This window comes from Leptotrichia massiliensis, assembly GCF_900104625.1.
Classification (GTDB): Bacteria; Fusobacteriota; Fusobacteriia; order Fusobacteriales; family Leptotrichiaceae; genus Leptotrichia; species Leptotrichia massiliensis.
In genome coordinates this window covers 292,111-312,077 of sequence record NZ_FNVZ01000005.1, presented here as the reverse complement: position 1 = coordinate 312,077, position 19,967 = coordinate 292,111, and the positions used below count along the sequence as shown (strand labels likewise).

The following is a 19,967-nucleotide window of genomic DNA, read 5'->3' as shown; positions in this document are numbered from 1 at the left end:
AACAAGGAGTGATTTAAGATGAAAAAATTGATTTTAGGAATCTTTTTGGTATGTGGAGTATTAGGATTTTCAAGATATGTTGTACAATGCAGAGTTACAGATGTTAATTCTAGATATTCAAGATGTAGAAGTTTAGATTCAGGTAAATATTTCACATTTACAGATGGTATTTTTGATAGACTTGAAGAAGGTTATACTTATACAGTTGAATTTTATGGAAATGGTTATAACAATTTATATTTAGAAGATGCTGAATTCGTTGACTAAATAAAAAATTTATAAAATGATGTTATAGAAAACCCTTGTAAGAAATAAAATTAAAAAGCACTTGGAGAAATAACTTAAAAAACTACTCTCTGAGTGTTTTTTATTTTTGAACATTATAAAAGGATTTGTTAAAGAACTTTATTACTTCCTTTGAAATTAAGTAAAGCTAAAATTTGACATTTATAAAAATCATAGTATAATGAATATAATAGAAAAAATACTAATAATTTTATAAACTAAAAATTTTTTAACTATTTAACAACTTTAAGATTATTGATTTCAATAAAAATTTAATCATGAAAGGAGCAATGGATGAAAAAAATTTTATTATTACTAGCAATACTTCTATCTTTATTGTCATGTAAAAAAAAAGAAAATAACATTTCCTCATCTACCATCGAAAAGCCTATACAAAAGAAAGAAACAAGCGAAGAACAAATTAAAAAAATGGTTAATATCTGGAACGAAGCCTCAAGTAATGCTGACTTCGATACCTTAGAAAAAATTTTAGGTGATAAAATTGAATATTATCAGTCCTCTGTTACTAAAGCATACTATATTTCAGACCAAAAGAAATTTTTTGCAAACAATCCTGTTTATGGACAAAAAATAAAAGGAGATATTACTGTTACTCAGATTTCCAATAAGCAAGCAAAAGCTGAATTTGTAAAGGAAGTTACAACTAAAAAAGATACAAAAGAATACCCTTCCTATCTTGTTTTTGAAAATGTAAATGGTGAGTGGAAACTCATATTGGAAAGTGATTTGATTTCTGATAAAAATGTTGAAAATAAACAAAAACATGCTTCTGAAAATCCTAATAAATCTACATACAAATATGATGAGCCAGTTACAATTGTCGGAACTTTTGGAATTAAGGAATTTGAAACAGAAACGGGAATTCAAAAACCGTATGTTTTAAAATTAAGTTCACCAATTACAGTAGTCACAAATGGAGAGGACGAATTTAATGAAACAGAAACCAACCAAAGCATAATTCAAATGGCTCCCTCAGAAGAACACATAAACTATTTAAAATCACACAATGCTTACGGTAAACGTATTCAAGTTACAGGTTCATTTTACCATTCTCATACAGGACATCATTTTACACCTGTTTTAATTTCTGTTTCTGAAGTTAAAATTTTAAATTAATAAATAGAAAAATTAGCTGTTTTATTTAAAGTAAGACAGCTTTTTTATTTCCTACATTTAAGGAATTCGAATAATTTAACAACCTATTTCAAAAACAGAAATTCAATTACTTTAAAAAAATATATAATTTGGTATTGACTTTTCATAAAATATAAGCTACAATAAAAATGTAATATGAAACAGAATTTTATTTACTGTTTAATAATTTTGTTATATATATTCTTTAAAGGAGAGGATTATTATGAAAAAAAATAAAAAATTAATGTTACTTACAATTTCATTAATTGCTTTATTGAGTTGTACAAGTAATAATACAACGACTGGTATAGGGAAAAGAGGTATTGGTGGAAGCACTAGAACTGGCGGAAATAACGGGGGTATCGGAAACTCATCGGTTACCAATCCAAGTTCTCCAGCTAACCCAGCTGCTCCAAATCCTACAGCACCATCATTAAGTCCAAATGCAAGATTTCCAAAAATAAATCTTGGTGCAATTCCTAATTCAGAATTAGACATTTTTGCATATAACATTGCTGGAGAAAAACTGGACGCACCTAAAACTGCCAGTAGGAATCATTATGAAGTTAAAGACAGGGAAGTTGGATTTTACCTGAGCCGTTCAGCTACAAAACCGCTTACTATAGCTGTTCCAACAACAATGGATGTAAAAGCAGGTGGAGGAGCAATGGCATTTTTTGAAGGAAATAGCGTTTACAGCGGAAACACACACTTTTTTACAGATCCTCAGGAAGCCGTTAAGCATTATTTTACAAAACTTATAAATAATGCTGATAAATTGACATTCAATATGGAGCCTAATTCATATTTGTTCGTACTTAAAGGTGTTGAGGTAGAATTGTCTAAAACTGATGTTTCAAATCTTCTTGCCAAAATTCCTGCAAATCAAAGACCAACAATTAATGGTACTGGCTATAAATTAGTTAAATTTGATAATTCCAGACTTTTTGTAGACAAGGATGTAAACTTGGATGACCCTAACGACTTGTATAATAAAGTAGATGTTACAAATTCTACTTTCACTATTAATTCTGGTAAAACAATTACTGGAACAAAAGACAATCAAATTGGAATTAAAGGATTGTATGGATTTGAATATGAATTTGTTCCAAACGATATGAATTATAACCGTGGTACTATCGATATGAAAGGTAGCAACTCAATCGGAGCATACGGTACTGCATCAAACTTTGATAACCGTGGAAAAATTTCTGTTGGTAAAAACTCTGTTGCGATTTACTGGAGTGCAGAATCTGAATTTGACTATGGACTACTTGGACCTTCTGCTCCTATTCCGCACAATTCTGCAAGAAACGACGGAGATATTCTGCTCGGGGAAAATTCTACAGGAATGTATATGGACAAGCCTTACTTTGATAACAAAGGATTTATTACAAATTTAAGCAATGGAAAAATTGAAAGTACAGCACCTAATGTAATCGGAATGTGGTCAAATGTCCGTAACCAGAAAAAAGATCCTGCAGCTTCAGATACTCCACAAGACGTAATTGGAAGTGTTGGGGAAATTAATCTTTATGGAGATAAGTCAATCGGAATCTACGCTGGCGGAGATGGTGCCTATAATGTAGAAAATCAAAAATATTTTGGTTCTACTGGAAAAATCAGAATAGGTGATTCATCTGACAGAAACAACCCAAGCATGGGAATGTACAGCGATAATCCAAATGCAAAAATGATAAATAACGGAATTATAGAAATCGGTAAAGATTCAATCGGTATGGCAGGAATCAACGGAAACACTTTAGAAAACAAAGGAACTATCAGCATCACTGAAGATGGCGGTATCGGAATGTACTTGGCAAATGGTTCTAAAGGTACAAACAGGGGTACGATAACAACTGTTGGTACTCCAAAAGATGCAATTGGTGTAGTTGTAGGAAAAGATTCTGAATTCACAAATAATGGTAAAATCCACATTGAATCTGCTGGCGGTGCGGGAATTGTTGTTGCTGGCGGAATAATTAAGAATTATGGAGATATAGAAGTTAGTGGCGGTGCCGTAAGAGACCGTGTAGACAACACAAGAACTATTAAAGTTCTCTCAAACAAAACAAAACCAATCAACGGAGATTTGGGAGTTTACGTAGACACATTAGGAAAAACAAAACCAATTGAAGGTCTTTCAAACTTAGGATTACAAAGTGCAGATTTATTAATCGGTGCAGAAGCTACTGAAAAAACTAATGCTACTGAAGTAACTGTTGGAAATGATGTGCTTGATCCATTTAATAAATCTATTCAATCAAGCAATATTGCAAACTGGAATGTAAAGACAGGTTCTTTAGTATGGGAAGCTGATTCAGAAATAAAAAATAACAAAGTAGAAAAAGTTACTTTGAAAAAACAATCCTATGCAAAATTTGCAGATAGTGAAACAACTGCAGAAGTGGCTAACGGGCTGGATGAAAAATATACTGGAACTGCGGCAGATTCAAAAGATAAGCAAGTATTCAACTACTTAAATACATTGAGCGACAGGAAAGCATTAGCAAGAACTTACCGTGAAATTAATGGAAATCAATATATCAATGTTCAGCAGAGAATCGCACAGACTGATAATATTTTAGACAGCAAACTTTCTGCTTTACAAAAAGAAAATGCTGATAAATCTGGACATCATGTTTCTACTTTCTTTAACAGGGATAAACATGAGGCAAGAACGCCAGAATTAGCAGATTCAAACAGTTCAGCTTACGGAATTTCATACTTATTCAACAATGCTGATGCAAAACAGGGAATTTATGCTGGAACAGTTATTAATAACTTCAAATTTAAAGACAGTGGAAAATCAAAAGAAAATGTAACAATGTTTAAATTAGGTGCTTACAAGACATTTGACTTAAATAATCTTGAATGGACTTTAAGCGGAGATGGATTTGTTTCCAAAAACGATATGAAGAGAAGATTTGTAATCGGAAATAATGTTTATGAAAACAAAGCTAACTACAATGCTTACGGATTTGCAATTAAGAACGAATTAGGAAAAACTTTCCAAGTTGGAGAAAATGTTACAATTAAACCTTACGCTGGTCTAAAACTTGGTTATGGTAAATTTTCAAAAATTAAGGAAAAAGATGGAACTTTAAATATGGAAGTTAAAGGAAGCAATTACTATTCTGTAAAACCATCTGCAGGAGTTGAAGTTGGATATTCCGCTCCAATTACAGAAAATACTAAATTCAAGGCATCTTTAGGACTTGGTTATGAACATGAACTAGGAAAAGTTGAAAGCAAGGCAAACGAAGCTAAATTTACGAACACAAGCACTAAAATTAACTTAAAAGGTGCAAAATACGAAAGACGTGGAAACTTCAAGAGCGACGTAAAAGTAGGATTTGAAGCAGGAAACTTTAATTTCACAGTAAATGGTGGATATGATACGAAAGATAAAAATTCACACGTTGGTGTAGGACTTGGTGTTTCATTCTAATTTATTTTATATTTGATTTTAAAACAGGGACAGAGAAAAATTTGTTCCTGTTTTTTATGTGAAAATTTTTAAATTAGATTTGTCTTTTTTGGGTATTTTATACATTACTTACTTTAATTTCATTAAATATAGATATTTTTCTTATATATTTTTAAAACTCAATCATTTACAAAATATATTAATTATATATATATATATATATTGTATATGACTTTATGTAAATTATATGATATAATAAAAATCAAAGAAAATATAAGAGATCACTAAGAAAGGATGATAAAATTGGAATTAGAAAAATTTGTAAAAGATAATAGTGCTAAACTAATACAAATACATTGGAACGATATGCTTAATGATTATGCGAAAAATATTGTTTTATCAAAAACTGTGCTCAATAATTTGAGCAAGGAAGAATTTTTTAAAGAAGAAACTTCATTTTTTGAATCAATTAATAACAGAATAAACGATTATATCGAAAATATAAAAAATCCAAGTTATCAAATAGCGATTGTTGGAGCAATAAAGGCTGGAAAATCAACTTTAATAAATGCTCTTATTGGACATGAACTTGCAAGTACAAATGTAACTCCAGAAACTGCAACATTAACAAAATTTAAATATTCTGAAAAAAATTGTCTAAAAATAAAATTTTATACAAAAAATGATTGGGATAAAATTTGGAATAATGCTGTTGAAAAAAAAGCTACGACATTTATTGAGGAATATAACCAACTAAATGCTGATGAAGTTAAAAATTCATTACTTAATAAAAAAGATATATACGAAGAATTTGACAGTATTGAAGAAATGAAAAAAGAAATTTCACGTTGGACTTCTTCAAGGCATAAGGAACATTACTTTGTTAAAGAACTTGAAATTGGTATAAATGATTTAAAATTGCCACCTCAAATATGTTTAGTAGATACTCCTGGACTAAATGATGTTATAGATTACCGTTCAAAAATAACAAGAGACTACATTGATAATGCTAATGCTATAATTGTATGTGTAAATGCAAAAACATTACGAAATGAAGAATTTTTAACAATTACAAAAGTATTTTCAAAAGCAAGATACAAAAAAGATAAAGTTTATATTTTAGGGACTCAAATTGACATTATGAATTCTATTGAGGATTGGAAAGAACAAAGAGCCTTGTGGATTGATATTCTAAAAAAAGAAGAATGCTACGGAAATACATCAACAGCAATTAACCATTTGTTGGGAATAAGTTCTTTTGCATATTCAGAAGCATTAAAATTAAATGACACTTTTAACCGTGAGACTATTTTAAAATTAACAAATAAAAAATTAATAAATTTTGATGAAGCAGGCAAAATTATTGATTTGATAGCAGAAAATAAATATACAGAAGAAATGCTGGTAGAATTGAAAAAAAGAATTATCGACTTTTCACAAATTGAGAAAGTTAATAAAATTATACAAAATGAATTACTTCAAGATTTTAATAACTCAATGATTACAGACTTTGTTGAACAATATAAAATTTTAGTAGAAGAAATAAACAATTTTAGAAATAATTACAAAAATATTTTAACTGAGAAAAAAGACGACTTAGAAAGAACTTCTGAAGAACTGAATAAAAAAGTGGAAGAAGAAAGACGTAAAATTGAAGAACTTGAAAAAATAAATGCCAGCCTTGAACAAAAAATAAAAGAAACAACAGACAGTTTCAATTTAGACTTTGGGAAACTTGAAAATAATTTTAAAGAGTTAGAAAAAGGTATTAAGAAAATTAAAATAGATAAATAAGGAGGAGAAATTATGGGATTTTGGTCTGCAATTGGAGGAGCTCTCAAAGCGGTTGGAGGATTGTTGTTTGGCGGTACAGGTAGAGTAATAGGGTGGTTAGCTGAAAAAATATTTAATTTAGGTGATACCCCAAGTTATAATTCAAGCACAGCAACCGTTGATGAAACTAAAAAAGTAAATGAATTGTTGGAAAAATGTATACAAGGATATAGTAAAGAAGCAGAAGAATATGATAAATTAGCACAAAATATAATAAAAGCAAATTTTTACACAATAGAAGAAAAACTTTCTGAAATTAACAAAGCATCAGACAAACCAATAATAGATAATTTTGTATTTGAAAGTTTTAAAAGTAATACTAAAAATATAAATAAAAGCCTAAATAAAATATATTCAAAACAAATATCCAATACTTTTTCGTTAAATAATAATAAATTGCTAGATATTCTTAAACTTGACAAAGGGAATAAAAAAAATGACAAATTAAGAGACTTAGCAGTAGATACTGTTACAAAGGCAAATAATACATTGCTATGTGAATTATCTGATTTTACAAAAGAACAGCAAAATTTTATTTCTGGAAAACTTTCAGAATACATGACAAATAGAAAAAATACTTTGATGACTTCTAAGAATGAAACAGAGAAAATATTAGCAAGTTTAGAAAAAGATGACAATGAAAGAACACAGTTAAAAAATTATTATGGAAATTTGTTGAATGAAATAAATTTATTGGGAAAAATTTTAAATTTAGGTGGTGAATAAATTGAGAAGCAGAAAAGAACTAATGGGAGAATTTTTATTTTTTCCAAAAAATGAAGGCAAGAAAATAAATAAAAAATTAGATGATATTTTGAAAAATCAAAAAGACATAAAAAATGAAATAACTGAAATAAAACAAATATTGAAAAAATATTCAAAATTAGAAAAATCATATAATTCAGACATAAAAAAAATTTATAAAATTGTAAATCAATTACTTTTAAAAGATTTATTAAAAGAACACAAAAACTTACTGAACGATATAAAAAATGATAACTACTAATTTCAAAAAAGGTGTCTCATAAGTCAAAATAATTTTAATTAACATGAATATTATATATTTAGGAAAATCAAAAATAGTATCTTTGATTGATTCTATAAAAATAATAAAATATATAATCAATATAAATTTTGTACTTTATGAGACACCCTCTATTTTTAAAATTATTTATCTCTTTCTTTTATTAACAAATCTAATGTTATTCTATTTTCTTTGCCTTCGGATATTTTATTTTTTGTGTCAGTGTCTATTATTAACAAAGCTAATGCTAATAAATCTAGATATTTGCTAGTTTCAAATATTTTATCAGCACTTGTTATGTCTCCTACTCCAATTAATAATGCTCTACCATCTATACCGGATTTTATAACTTTAATAATTGACTGTCCTCTATAGGCTTTGCTAGCATAGGCTCAATTTCCTCAAAGGAGTTATGAATGTAGTCTATTCCCAATCTTATTACTTCATTAATTAAATACAAACTGTGTCAACTTCGCCGTGAATTTCTTCAAGAGAGAGCCTGTACCTGACTATGGAATCATTTTGGACACATATTGCAATTTATGTAATACTAAAAAGTTAAGAAAATTTCTATACATTGAAGCATATCAAACACATTTAAATACAACATTTTCAAAGTGAAAATAAACTTAAATAATAGAATAATATAGTACAATATATTGAAAATAAATATTTTCTTATTAAGGAGGAGTCAATATGAAAAAAGTATTAGCAATTATTCTGTTATCATTATTAACAGTAGTTTCTTGTACAACTGCTACTGATGGAACGAGAAAAGTTAGCAAAACTGGAATCGGTGCAGGAATTGGAGCGGCTGCGGGAGCTGTAATCGGACAGGCTATAGGAAAAGATACAAAAGGTACATTAATTGGTACAGCTGGAGGAGCTGCAGTTGGAGCAGCTATTGGAAATATTTTTGATAGACAAGAAAAAGAATTAAGAAATAAATTAAAAGGAACTGGAGTAGACGTAAAAAGAACTGGAGAAGGTGAAATTAAATTAACAGCACCTGAAAATATTACTTTTGATATAAACAGTTATGTAATTAAACCACAATTTAGAAATACACTAGATTCAGTAGCAACTGTATTAAAGACTTACCCTGATTCAACAATCGTAGTATCAGGACACACAGACACAACAGGAAATGATGCAATTAACAATCCACTTTCTGTAAATCGTGCAAATTCAGTAGAATCTTACCTTGAGTCACAAGGTATTTCAAGCTCAAGAATAACTTCACGTGGGTATGGAAGCAAACAACCAATCGCAAGTAATTCGACAGAAGCTGGAAGAGCTCAAAACAGAAGAGTAGAAATTGCTATAATCGCAAATCAACAATAATCTTTAAAAATTTTTAGGGGTTTTTTCAAATTAAATTTTGAATTAACTCCTTTTTTTACGAAGTTTTAAAATGATAGTTAGTCTTTTTGAGATTGAAAAAAATATATAAAAAAAATAACTTTATAGATGAGTCTAACTTCTTACTCTCGTTTTAAACTAAAATTACTATAAATTTAGGAGATTTTTATGAAAAAAAATATATTATTAAAATTTATGCTGTTAATCGCTATTTTACTAAGTTTCACATTAAACGCTGGAAATAAAGAAAGTTTTAACAATTTTGAAAAATTTTCATTTAGAATGTCAAATAACCCCGATTATATAAGCTATAGAATAATATCAGGAAATGGGGATAAATATCCTGTTCAGCTAAATGTAGGAAACTATCTGGCTTTTATGCCTTCAAGATATGCTGCAGTCAATGTTTATGAATTTTTATCTGATACTTTGAAAAAAGATTTTAAAATTATAAAAATAAATAAAAAGGGAAAAATAACGGATCAATCTAAAATTATAAAATATTCTGCAAATGATTTTTTTCTAAACTACAAAGATAATGTAAATTTTGAAAAAGCTGAACTAAAATCACTAGGAATGGTTTTTGCAGGAGTAAAAAATGTAGGAACAGGAGAATATAAAATAACTGCTTATGGGAACAAGGTAATTTCTGGAGGAATTGACAGTAAAGGACTAAATTGGTTAAACTTGGCATTTATTCCGACAAATTCGGCATTTTATATAAAAACTGCTGGCGATAAAAGTTTGGTGTGGAGCCCAAATCGTGATTATAACAGTATTCAATATACGTTTTCAGTTGAAAATGGAAAAGTAGTGGCTATGGATAAAAAAGGAAAACATTATTTAACTATTTATCAAAAGGTTAACTCTTTATTTGTTGACATGACAAAACATAATCTTGAATTCCGTGTAAATCCGGCTGAAAATCAGCTAGAATATTGGATAAATAATAAATTAAAATATGTGGAAAAATATCAGATTATGTAAAAGTAAATTCATTATTTAAATGGGTTTAGTCTTAGAATATTTATAAATATAGCAAAAGAGGGGATTTTACTCCCCTGCCATTTCTTTAGACTTTTCTGTACAAGCCTTAACGGCTTCCATTACAGTTCCTCTAAATTTACCATCTTCCAGCACTTTCAAAGCGGCAATTGTAGTTCCTCCTGGAGAAGTTACCTCATCTTTTAAAATTCCTGGATGTTTTTTTGTTTCAAGCATCATTTTAGCTGAGCCCAAAACTGTTTGAGCAATGATTTCGTAAGCCTTGTCTCTTGGCATCCCTTCCAATACCCCGCCATCCGCAAGAGCCTCCATAAATACGTAAACATACGCTGGTAAAGAGCCGCTAATTCCTGTATAGGCATGCATAAGTTTTTCCTCAATTTCAATACTTTTTCCAAAACTATTTAGTAATTTAAAAATCATACTTTTTTCATTTTCCTGAATGTTCTGATTAAAAGAAACTGCCGTCATTCCTTCCATCACTTGAGCAGGTGTGTTTGGCATAGTTCTAATAACTTTTTTATCAGTTCCAATAATATTTTCAATAAAATCAATGCTAATTCCAGCAGCAATTGATAAAACAATCGTTTTTTCTGACAAATCATCTTTTATTTTATCCAATACTTTAGGGATAATGTTTGGTTTTACAGAAAGAATTAGAATATCGCTTTCTTTTGCAAGTTCATTTTCATTTTCTCCTTTTTTTATTCGATACTCTTTTGATAATTCTTCAATTTTTTCCTTGTTTAAATCAAAAATGGCTATATTTTTATTTTCAAGAAAGTTTGAAGATGTAACGCCTTTCAATATAGAGCTTCCCATATTTCCTGCTCCAATAATTCCTAATTTCATTAAATTTTTCTCCTTATTATGATATTAAAAAAATTATTCTAGAAATTTTAAAATTCTAATTTAAATACACACTATTTGCTATTTCTAAAAATTTTTGCACTTCTTTTATAGATAGTTTCGTTATTTCCTAATTTTAGATTTGTAAGGCATGCTACTACAAAGAAATAGTCAGAAAGTCTATTGATATATTGAAGTCCAACTTTATTTATTCCTTCATTCGCTTCAATTACAGCAATCATTTTTCGTTCCAAGCTACGAGTACTTGTCCGCATAAGATGAAACATGCTTGACATTCTGCTTCCTCCAGGAATTACAAAACATTCTAATTTAGGCAATTGTGGAATATATTCATCCATTCTTTCCTCAAGCCATTTTACATCATCAATTGTTTGCTTGTACTCTCGTAATCCATCAGGAGTCGCAAGGTCACTTCCGCAGTCAAAAAGCTGCTGCTGTATATTTTCACATTCTTCACGTATCTTTCCGAGTACATCATTCAGCTTTTCATCTTCACGAATTTCAGCAATAATTACTCCTAGTAATGAACAAACTTCATCCATTGTTCCATATGCTTCTACTCTAACGTGAGTCTTGCTGACTCTTTGTCCTCCATAAAGTCTTGTAAAACCTTCATCACCATATTTTGTGTATATTTTCATAAATATCAACTTCCTTTATTTGTATAAATTTTTCTCTTTTCTCTTAATCAATTTCACTCAACAATAAATCCAATCTCAGCCAATATGCATTCTGATAACTACCAAAAACCTTCTGTATTAAAAACTCACTTTCTTTTATTTTCCAAACTTTTAGTTATTTTTAATAAATTCTCTAAAATTAAGATTACAAACTAACATAAGGATAATTTTTGCTTAATAAGCTAGTGATTAGAAATACGAGAATTATTTTTTTAGATCTTCTAATTTTTTCAATAAAAATATATCTAATATTTCTTGATAATTCTCTTCTGAATTATTTTTTATAATTAATTCTTTTTTAGATTTTTTATGAAAATCGTAAATTTTCGAAAATATTTTTTTTATTTCTTCTGGTTCTACCGTTTCATTATTAAAATCTATTTCAATAGTATTGTCTTCAGTATTATCACCATTTGAATAAATATCGTTTATTATGCTAAGATTTCTTTTTATTTGTTCTATTGTTATTTGCATTATTCATTCCTCCTTTTGTTATAAGATATCTTAAAAATTTAATATACTTTTTTGTAAAAAATTATATGTTAATATTCTTTCAAGTTCTATTTCATTACCATTATTGTTTTCAACATAAAATTTTCTTCTATTTGACTCATCTAAATATATCATTAACAATTCAAAAAAAATTCTATTTTTATTTCCTTTTTTCTGAGAAAATGTATACGAAAGTTTATCATAATCTTTAAGTGTTGGAGTTATTTTATAATTTAAAATTTCATAGTTTATTGGTGTAGAAATATCTAAATTTTTAAATAAATTATAGTCATAATGTCTCTCTGAGTTATATGTTGGAAAATATACTAAGTTAAAATTATTTTCATCATATAAACTAGATTGCGTAAATTCATTTATTCGAGTGGAAGGATAAAAAATTCCATAAAAATCATTAACTTTTAAAATTTGTGTAAATATTTGAGGAATAACATATTCTTCAAAAAAAATGCTTTTCCCTTCTTCTTCTTGTTTTTTATGTTGAACTCGTTTTTCAAATAAACAAAAAGATGATAATATTAATTTTAAAATTTTAATTTTTAAATTCTCCATTTTGTAAGAATTTATATAAGTTTTTTCTTCTGTCATGTTCATAAATTTATTTTTATCATTAAAAAATATTTTAAAAGGATTTGTAAAAGAATAAATGCTATTTTCTATTTCTGGCTCTACATTTTTAAAATGAAAATATGAAAATACAAATTTATCCTGATTATTCTCTATTTCTAATTCCTGACTAACTCCTTTTATTGAACAATTTAAGTACAATAGAGGATAACCACTTAAACTAAATCTTTGATTTTTTACTAAATATCTTTTATCATATGGTATATGAAACATATCATATCTATTATACGGTATCCCAAAATTTTCTCTTCCTCTAAAAAATAACATATTTCTTAAATTAAATACTTCCTCTTTATTTAAAATATTTTTATCCGTTAATAATTGATGTAAACTTTGCATAGCAACTAATGCTTTTCCAGAAATCCAATTTTTGTATACTTCTATTAATTTTTCAAAAAAATTATCTATTTCTTCAATTTCAATTTTTTTAAAATTTTCAATTATTATATTTATATATCTTATTTTCAAATGTTTTTCACATAATTTGTGGTTTTCAGACAAACACATTAAAAAATCATTAATAAATAGTTTCTTAAATATTATTAAAATATCTTCATATTTTTCTTCTTGAATTTGCGAGTATTTCTGCATCTTTTTTTGATTTCTATCGCTTAAAAAACAAAATATGCATCTTTTTTCTTCCATATTTTTCCTTTCATTAAATTTTTTATTTCTCCAATAATCCCACTACCTCAATATGCCCAGTTTGCGGGAACATTCCAAAGTCCTTCAAAAGCTTTATTTTAAAGGGTTTATAATTTAATTTGTTACCAATTTGTTACCATTATTCTTGTTTTATTTTAGCTAAAAACGTTCAATTTATTTTTCTTATAAAAAAATATTTATTATATTTTATATATATTGTATCATATTTTCAGTTATTTTATATATATTTTTTATAACATTATTTTTTTATTTTAAAAATCAAATTAAATACTTATTAAGTAAAATCTTGATAATTTCTTTTCATTTTTTTATTTACCTATATTCAAAATCCATCGGATTAACTGAGTTCCCATCTTTTAAAACTTCAAAATGAAGATGGGAACCTGTACTTACTCCCGTACTTCCTACCTCTCCTATTTTATCTCCCATTTTTACACTATTTCCTACAGCTGTATTTATTTTATTTAAATGAGCGTATCTCACAGTTAATCCATCTCTTCTTCTCACTTCAATGAAATTACCATATCCTCCATTCCTTCCAGCATAAGTTACTGTTCCATCTACTGACGACATTACGGCAGCTCCTGTTACCGCTTTAATATCAATTCCATTATGAATTTTTTCTTTATTTGATATAGGATGTACTCTTTTTCCATATTTACTTGTTATTTCAGTTGATAGTACAGGCCAGAAAAGTTCATTTGTATTTTCCGAAATATAATTATCGTTACTTTCATAATTTGGTGTAATTTCTTGTTTGGAAATATTTAATTTATTCACAGAATAATTTTTGTTGTTGTTATTTTTATTTGTTAATACCTTTGGGATATTTTGAAGGGTGTTGTAATTTTCTGTAGCTTCCATTTTTATATCTTCTTGTGCTTGTGAATTTGTATCCATTATTATTAATGTTTCTAAATTTTCATTTTGAGAAGAAATATTTGTTTTTACATTATTTTTTTCTTCTCTATTCTTTAAAATTTGCTCTATTTCCAAAATCTTTTTATCATCCTCATCTTCGTATTCATTTTGACTAATTTTTCCTATAAAGAATGCAAATAAAATTAAAACAATTGAATATCCTGCTATTTTTAAAACATTATTTTTTTTCATTTCTTTTCAACCTTATTATCTCAGCTTCATTTTTCTCTATATCTTTTTTCTTTTGTTCATTTTCTCTTTGTAATTTTTCAAGCTCTTTTTCCTTATTTATCTTTATTTGCTTATAGTCTATTCTTTTCACAATTACATTATTTTTTATTTTATCATTAGGATTTACTACTATTTCCATTCCCTCTTTTATATTTTCACCAGAAATTTCTATTTTCTCTCCATTATTCATACCAACCAGAACTTCTTTTTCAGTAACTTTATTATTTTTATCTATCAAATAAATATAATATTTATCAGTTTTTCCATTTTTAGATTTTCGTTTAACTACAGCATTTACTGGTACAGTTATTACGTTTTCCTTCTTCTGATGAATCAGCCTTATATTTACTTCCTGATTTAAACTTAAATCTTTAAAATCTGAAGTTAAAAATTCCAATGTTTTCAAATTTTCTATACCTATATTATTTATTTTATACAAAATGGCTTCATATGAATTATTATTGTTTATTACACTAATATTTGCTGTATTTCCTACATTAACATATTGTAGCTGATTTTCTCTTACAGGTTCACTGACAATCTTGACATCCTGTATTTTTGCTAAAACTACTACTGGAGTTAACGAATCAGCATATTGTCCTTTTAAAACATTTATTTTTACAATATAGCCATCAATTGGACTTATTATAGCTCTTCGCACTAATCCACTTTCATTGTTTAATTTTATCAATTCTCCTTCCAATGCTTTAATTTCTCCAGTAAGGTTGTTTATATCATTTGTAGTATCTGCTCCTTCACCATATTGATTTTTCAAAAATCTTAGTTGTGAATTTTTGACAGCTAGATTTTGTTTAAGCTCCTGCATTTTTGAATTTAAATCTCTTTCTTTATAATCACTGAATTTAACTAAAATATCCCCCTTTTTTATCCTAGCACCTTCCTTAAAAAAAACATCATCAACTTGCAACTGAACATCAAGTCCTATGGACACAAAATCTTTAGCTTCAACTTTACCTTTCATTTTCGTAAATATTTCTAAAGTTTCTCTTTTAGTAGTATCTACCATATACTTTTCATTTATTCTCGGAGTACACATTCCAACCATTAATAAAATTACAAAAATTAAAATACAAGGTAGTAACCAGATTATATTATCTTTTTTATTTATTATCAAAGTCTTCTCCTTTTTTATATTTAGTCATTATTTCAAATATAAATTTTTTGAATTTTACCCCCTCTTTTTAAACTTTGCTTATTTTCTATTTACAAAGTAATAATATTAATGTTCTCCATCAAAATATGAAATTTCATTAAGATTATCTTCATAAGGGAAATATTGTTTTTTCCCTAAATATAGCTGATCTCCATGTCTTTGCACTGGCACTACATAAAATCCCCAATTGTTCATATCAGTATATACGAAAAATCTTACTACATTGTTTTCAATTTCATCTGTTTCATATTGAGTAAATATTCCTTCATATTCACGTAATATATCTTCTGCATCTTCTTCTTTATATTCATTAACATTTTTATAAATTACTTCTTTTTTCAACTCATTTTCTGCATTATGTACATACAATTTCAATTCCATTGCTGAAATGGATTTATCTATATAGCTCATAAGTACGCTAGCCTTTCTTGAAGTTTCCAGCATTTCAACTTTTTCTCCATCATATCTTTCAGCATATACAGAATACGGTACTAACGGAACTTCATTTTCTATATTTACATCCATATGTCCAAATCTCTTATAATCCAAGTATTTTATCGCTCCGTCAAGACAATTTAACTTTAATTCGTAATCATCCCTGTGGCTAAGTTCCTTATACTCTATCATTTTTCCAGGCACAAATTCCTTTAGAACTTCCTGAAATGTACTTATTTTTGTAGATTGTCCACTTAACTTGATTAATGAATATTCAAATAGCATACCTTCCTTGTAATAGGTATTCAAGAATTTTCTAAGCATTGAATAAATATCTGATTTTAATATTTTTTCTATTTCCTTTATAGTAAAAATCTCATCAGGAAATTTATTTATCGTTTTAAATTTATCATTTTCCATTATATGAATATTCCAGGTTTTCAATTCCGTTATATGCAGATCCTTTTCTCTTTCCATAATTTTAGGAATATCAAATCTTGTTCTTAGCCTTCCATCGGATGTAAAAAATTCTTTTTTCATATTTTCGGCAGCTTCCCATAACATATAAAAGTTATTCTTTATTTTTCTATACGATTCACTCATTTTATTTTCAAATTTTGAATATTTTGTAGGAATTATTTTTTCACTTTTTTCATATTCCCTGTCTAAATTTTCAAATATTTTTTCTATTCCATATTCATCTATAACTTTATAAATCATATCATTATCATACGGGATTAAGTCATTAACTGATATTTCATTATTTTCTGAATATTTCTCTGCAAGTACCACTTTCAAATACTGCATTAATCGGTATGTTAAATTATTTCCCCCAAAATTTTCATCTCCATTTTCAAAACTTGTTTTTATATCAAGTTTATACGAAATTTTTCCATTGTCAATCACATATTTACAAGCCGCAAGATCTGTTGTTCCTCCTCCACAATCTATAATTAAAGCGCTGTATTCTTCCCCTTGTATATATCTTCCTTTTTTTATCTGATTTTCTATTGTATTGTATAGCACAGCTATCGCTTCATCCATAGCATTGTCTGTTATTATTTCATATTCATACCTCTTGCCAGTTACTTTTCCATCCTTATTTTTCACATCAATAGAAAATATTTCCTGAAACATATTCAAAAACTGCTCCTTCAGCCTTACCGGACTAGAAGCATGTATTTTTTTAAATTTACACTTGAACATATATTCGGCTCTTTTTACAATATATTTCAAATACGCTTTTATAATTTCTCTTCTCTTTATATACCTTATATTTCCAAATTCATCATTTATTTTCTCCACTTCATCATGATCATGCACCCATTTCTTTAATCCGTAAAAAAGAGAGCCGTTTACAATGTAATCATTCATTTCAAGTTTTTTAACTACATCATAGCCAAAAGAATACTTTATATTATTCTCATCACTGCAATCATCAACATAGGCTATCGTTGGTAATATTTCCCTGTATCTTCTTTCACCATCATTAAATTTTACATAGTTTATTTCGTTTATTTTTATATTTCCATTCAATATATCGTTTGTTGGCAAATCTCTTACATAATTGGTATCCAAGTATGCTCCTAGTGCAGTATTAGAAGTTCCAAAATCTATACATAAAACTGTACTTGTTTCTTCCAGTTCCCTTACTTCAAAATTTTCAATATCAACTTTATAATAATTTAATTTATATGGATATGTTGGCAAAGCATCATCTTCTTTTGTATTATAAAATTTATAGATATATTTCAAGTCATCTGACTTAAAAAATAAAAATGAAAATTTATTATTTCTTAACTTTTCTACCCTTAAAAACTCTGTCTTGCATGTCAAATAGTATTCATCATTTTTTTCAAGATCCTTCTCAAGATTAAATATTCCACAAACATAATTATTTGCATTTACCAAAAAAACATTTGCGTTCCCGATTTTGTCAGGAATAATTATTTTATAATTATCTTCCCTGGTCAAATTCAAATCCTTATACAAAATTATCTTGTGCGGTATCTTTATCTCATTTTCGTGATGAATCCTAACACTTAACTTGTCATCAAACAGAGCTTGAACCATAGGAAGCCCATTTTCATTATATTTATTAATACTGTAATCTGGCCTTGCCCCTCTAAATTTTAATAAAATATTTATCAGTTCCTCTCTAGTAGGATTCTCCAAATATACATCCACAAGTTTTTCCTCTACAGCAATCTGGTACATCTCTTTATACGACTTTCTTCTCAATTCGTCTTCATAAAATAATCTCATTTTTATTTTTTCCTTTCCTCATCAATTCAGTTTTTATAACAAAATTTTCCTCATTCTATCCTCAACCCCTTAATTTTAAATTAAAACTATATATCAAAAATTTCTTCAAAAACCTTTAAAAACCTCTTTTTTTTAAATCCTTAATTTTCTTATTTCTATTTATCTTCTCCTTTCATTCTTTTGAGAAAATATTTCTTTCTTAACTGCTGTGGTATAAGTTTCTTTTCTTCTTCTACTTCTTTTTCCTCAATCTTTTTCACAACCTCATCTTCAACTTCAATTCCCAGCATTTCTTCAAAAGCCTTTATAATCTCATATCCTCTGATTGTATTATCTTCTTCAAATTTCACACAATAATTGTCGTGTTCAACAGCCGACTTTATCACATTAAATGTTCTCAATTTTTCAGCCTCATCGAAAAGTTTTATTCTTTCTAAAAATTCTTCTTTTGGAAATATTATTTTATCATCTTTTCTTAAAAGAGGAAGTAGCCAGTCACGGATGCTGTCATAGGTTTGTTCTATTGTTTTTTTAGGCTTTTTTAATACAGTTTTTTTTGTTTCCACCAATTCTTTTTCATTTAGATTTTCAACTTTTGGAATTTCAATTTGAAGCATTTCATCTTTTTCAATAATTTCTTTAGCTTCATCTAATTTTTCTTCTGATTCTATATTCTCAGTTTCTTCTTTTATAAAAAATTCTCTGTCGTATAATTTGTCATCTATTTTAATTCTCTGTTCCGCCTTTATTTCCTTTATCTTAAAATTTTCCTTATCCAAAATGTAATATCCTGATAAATCCAGTTCAAAGTCCATCTTTTCAAACATTTCTTTTTTTAACAACTCCCGTACCTTTGAAACAATCACATTTCTGCTCATCCTGTTATCATAATAATCCATCCTGAAATTCAATTTTATAACATCCTTTTCTTCTTCATCCAGCTTAAATATCAGTTTAACAGGTATTTTTTCATCTATAGGTATTGACTGAATAATATATTCCACCTCAAATTCATTCTCATCGTTAATTTGTTTATCATAAATATCTAAAAATAAGAATGAAAGCGGAGTTTCTGTAAATAATAGCCTTCCAAAATAATCTGAATTAATTAATTTTTTATAATTAAAAATTGTAAGGTGAATCCTGCTGGCAAATTCGTTCCTATCCTTAAAATATTTAAATAAATTTTTATCTATATTTTCAACAATTAACTCCTTATTTAAAATTTGAGGATTATTTTTATCAGAAAAATCAATTATAAAAACATCGTTATCTTCTTTTATTTCTTTTAAAATTTGTAATTCAAAATTTGTGTTATAGTTTTCATCATTTTTAAAAAATTCTATCCCTATTATTTCATCAGTAATATTTTGAATATTTATTTTTTGACTTTTTAAAATACTTTCTTTTTTTATTGAATTTTTACATAATTTATATGTTAACAATATTTTAAGTTTACATTTTTCTATTTTTTCTAACTTCATAAGCACTTCT

Annotated in this window: 16 protein-coding genes; 8 read left to right on the top strand and 8 right to left on the bottom strand. The window is 27.4% G+C overall.

The annotated features are described in order from the left end of the window. Positions 1 to 18: 18 nt before the first annotated feature. The 8 genes from BQ5344_RS05450 to BQ5344_RS05415 all read left to right on the top strand — a co-directional run bounded on the left by BQ5344_RS05450 (position 19) and on the right by BQ5344_RS05415 (position 10,076). Positions 19 to 267, top strand: coding sequence for a hypothetical protein (locus BQ5344_RS05450; RefSeq protein ID WP_071124481.1), 249 nt, complete (start codon positions 19 to 21; stop codon positions 265 to 267). A gap of 312 nt (positions 268 to 579) precedes the next feature. Then, positions 580 to 1,422, top strand: a complete 843-nt coding sequence (locus tag BQ5344_RS05445) for a DUF4431 domain-containing protein (RefSeq protein ID WP_071124480.1) — start codon at positions 580 to 582, stop codon at positions 1,420 to 1,422. A gap of 241 nt (positions 1,423 to 1,663) precedes the next feature. Continuing rightward, positions 1,664 to 4,891, top strand: a complete 3,228-nt coding sequence (locus BQ5344_RS05440; RefSeq protein WP_071124479.1) for an autotransporter outer membrane beta-barrel domain-containing protein — start codon at positions 1,664 to 1,666, stop codon at positions 4,889 to 4,891. Between the two features lie 273 nt (positions 4,892 to 5,164). Then, a complete protein-coding gene (locus BQ5344_RS05435; RefSeq protein WP_071124478.1) occupies positions 5,165 to 6,664 on the top strand; it encodes a dynamin family protein in 1,500 nt (499 codons plus the stop codon). A gap of 12 nt (positions 6,665 to 6,676) precedes the next feature. Next, positions 6,677 to 7,429, top strand: a complete 753-nt coding sequence (locus BQ5344_RS05430; RefSeq protein ID WP_071124477.1) for a hypothetical protein — start codon at positions 6,677 to 6,679, stop codon at positions 7,427 to 7,429. A gap of 1 nt (position 7,430) precedes the next feature. Then, positions 7,431 to 7,709: a hypothetical protein gene (locus BQ5344_RS05425; RefSeq protein ID WP_071124476.1), complete on the top strand. Its 279-nt coding sequence runs from the start codon at positions 7,431 to 7,433 to the stop codon at positions 7,707 to 7,709. A gap of 714 nt (positions 7,710 to 8,423) precedes the next feature. Then, a complete protein-coding gene (locus BQ5344_RS05420) occupies positions 8,424 to 9,071 on the top strand; it encodes a YiaD family glycine zipper/OmpA-like lipoprotein (protein WP_021768839.1) in 648 nt (215 codons plus the stop codon). A 186-nt stretch (positions 9,072 to 9,257) separates the two neighbouring features. Beyond that, positions 9,258 to 10,076, top strand: a complete 819-nt coding sequence (locus tag BQ5344_RS05415) for an oligoendopeptidase (RefSeq protein ID WP_071124475.1) — start codon at positions 9,258 to 9,260, stop codon at positions 10,074 to 10,076. Positions 10,077 to 10,142: 66 nt separating this feature from the next. Here BQ5344_RS05415 and proC read toward each other — a convergent pair whose 3' ends face one another. From proC to BQ5344_RS05375, 8 genes are all read right to left on the bottom strand, one after another. Then, positions 10,143 to 10,946 carry a pyrroline-5-carboxylate reductase gene (gene proC / locus BQ5344_RS05410; protein ID WP_071124474.1) on the bottom strand — a complete coding sequence of 268 codons (804 nt, stop codon included), beginning with the start codon at positions 10,944 to 10,946 and terminating at the stop codon, positions 10,143 to 10,145. A 71-nt stretch (positions 10,947 to 11,017) separates the two neighbouring features. Next, a complete protein-coding gene (locus BQ5344_RS05405; RefSeq protein WP_071124473.1) occupies positions 11,018 to 11,605 on the bottom strand; it encodes a cob(I)yrinic acid a,c-diamide adenosyltransferase in 588 nt (195 codons plus the stop codon). A 243-nt stretch (positions 11,606 to 11,848) separates the two neighbouring features. Further along, a complete protein-coding gene (locus BQ5344_RS05400; protein WP_071124472.1) occupies positions 11,849 to 12,118 on the bottom strand; it encodes a hypothetical protein in 270 nt (89 codons plus the stop codon). Between the two features lie 30 nt (positions 12,119 to 12,148). Continuing rightward, positions 12,149 to 13,426 (bottom strand): hypothetical protein, encoded by a 1,278-nt coding sequence (locus BQ5344_RS05395; RefSeq protein ID WP_071124471.1) that lies wholly within the window; start codon positions 13,424 to 13,426, stop codon positions 12,149 to 12,151. 333 nt (positions 13,427 to 13,759) lie between these two features. After that, positions 13,760 to 14,560 carry a M23 family metallopeptidase gene (locus BQ5344_RS05390; RefSeq protein ID WP_021769554.1) on the bottom strand — a complete coding sequence of 267 codons (801 nt, stop codon included), beginning with the start codon at positions 14,558 to 14,560 and terminating at the stop codon, positions 13,760 to 13,762. Then, complete coding sequence (locus tag BQ5344_RS05385; protein WP_235846118.1) at positions 14,547 to 15,734, bottom strand: efflux RND transporter periplasmic adaptor subunit; 1,188 nt, start codon at positions 15,732 to 15,734, stop codon at positions 14,547 to 14,549. Before BQ5344_RS05385 ends, BQ5344_RS05390 begins: the two co-directional genes overlap by 14 nt. Positions 15,735 to 15,839: 105 nt before the next feature. Then, positions 15,840 to 18,473: an acetate and sugar kinases/Hsc70/actin family protein gene (locus BQ5344_RS05380; RefSeq protein WP_071124470.1), complete on the bottom strand. Its 2,634-nt coding sequence runs from the start codon at positions 18,471 to 18,473 to the stop codon at positions 15,840 to 15,842. A 155-nt stretch (positions 18,474 to 18,628) separates the two neighbouring features. Further along, positions 18,629 to 19,957, bottom strand: a complete 1,329-nt coding sequence (locus tag BQ5344_RS05375; protein WP_071124469.1) for a hypothetical protein — start codon at positions 19,955 to 19,957, stop codon at positions 18,629 to 18,631. Positions 19,958 to 19,967 lie beyond the last annotated feature (10 nt).